The sequence below is a fragment of the Streptomyces echinoruber genome (assembly GCF_014651135.1).
GTDB lineage: Bacteria > Actinomycetota > Actinomycetes > Streptomycetales > Streptomycetaceae > Streptomyces > Streptomyces echinoruber.
The window spans coordinates 1-1,463 of the sequence record NZ_BMWH01000078.1 but is presented as its reverse complement, the minus strand read 5'-3'; the positions used below and the strand labels follow the sequence as shown (position 1 = coordinate 1,463).

General features: G+C 72.4%; 2 protein-coding genes. Both read right to left on the bottom strand.

What is annotated here, in order from left to right:
* The coding region (locus IE225_RS32555) for a phage portal protein (protein ID WP_190061272.1) at positions 1 to 692 on the bottom strand (692 nt) is incomplete at its 3' end.
* A 6-nt stretch (positions 693 to 698) separates the two neighbouring features.
* Positions 699 to 1,463: terminase large subunit domain-containing protein (locus IE225_RS32550; protein WP_506004990.1), on the bottom strand; the 765-nt coding region annotated here is incomplete at its 5' end.

The window sequence follows — 1,463 nt, the reverse complement described above, 5'->3', positions numbered from 1 at the left end:
CCGGTCTCGACGCTCACGCCGTCCTCGCCGAGGCTGTCGACCAGATCGGCCGTCTCGGGGTGCTCGGACAGGGGCACGGCGCGGCCGATGTTGTCGGGGGTGCCCTCGTACAGGGCGTGCAGGATGCGGCCGGGCTCGTGCCGCTCGACGTGCCGGAACACGGTCGAGGCCGTCGAGCCGGGCAGGTCTCGCCACAGGGTTGCGGCGCGCAGCATCCCCCATCGGAACTCGGGGGCGACGTTGTCGGGCTGCACCACCGACAGGATCGGCCGGTCTATCAGGTTGCGGTCCCAGGTGGCGCGCAGGAACACCCCGGACAGGGCCGAACCCTGCTCGGCCCCGGCGTGCAGCACCTGTTGCACCTGGGCTTCGTCGAGCAGGGCGTCGAGGCGTTCCTGTGTGGCGGTGTCCTCGACGCGGATCGCCGGCATGTCGCCGAACAGCAGGTCGGCGCTGGTGGCGGCGATGTCGGACGGCAACGGCACGTGTAGCCGGTTGGGCGGCCTGCCCGGTGGCTGCTCGCGGCGCCGGTTCCACGGGCCCCGGCGGGTCGGCATGGGGTACTGCTCGCCGCAGGCGCGGGCGATGCGGCTGCGGTCACCGGAGTACCAGGCGTCATCGACGCGCATCTCGGCGTAGTACGGGGCCCACTCCGGAGGCGGCCACGCTGCGCCGTTGTCGGGCAGAGGCATCGCGGTTCACCTCCTGGCCGTGGTGCGTGCTGCGGGCGCGGTGAGCAGGTGCCGCCACTCATGGGCGGTGGAGTGCACGGCGTAGCGCAGGGCGTCGCAACTGTGGTCGTCGATCTTTAAGGGGGCGTCTTCGCCGCGCTCGGTGGCTTTGGGGTCCCATGAGTAGCCGGGCAGTTCGGCGAGCAGGCCCTCGCACGAGCGGTGCACGAGCAGCCGGTCGGCGGCGAGCAGGGCGGCCACGGACCGGATGCCGTCGGCGACGGTGTTGTCGGCGCGGGCAACGCCCGGGTGTCCGTCGGCCCAGAGTTGGAGGCTGAACGATTTTGCGCTCGGGTCGACGAACGTCCACTCGGGCGCGACACCCTTCGGGGCGCCGGCCGGTGCGCCGGGCGGCCGGTAGTCGGCGAGCCACGCCCGGACGGCGGCGCTGTACTGGGCGTCGGTCAGGCTGCGGTGCGTGGCGCGGGAGTCGTGCCGCCACTCGGCGCACGCATACAGGCGGCCGTCGTCGCCGAGGCCGAGCAGGACGGCGGCGAACGGGTTGGTGGTGCCGTAGTCGACGCCCAACCAGTAGCGGCGCATCGGGGGCAGTGCGTCGACGACGTGCCGGTCCTCGTCCCACTCCGAGTAGATCGCGCCCTCAGCGACGACCCACGCCCCGTCGATCATCCGCTTACGCCACAGGCCGGTGTACTCGGCGGCGAGCGATGCGACGTACTCGGCCGACAACGACGGGTTGTCGGCGAGGCGGAAATGCCACGCTCGCATGTC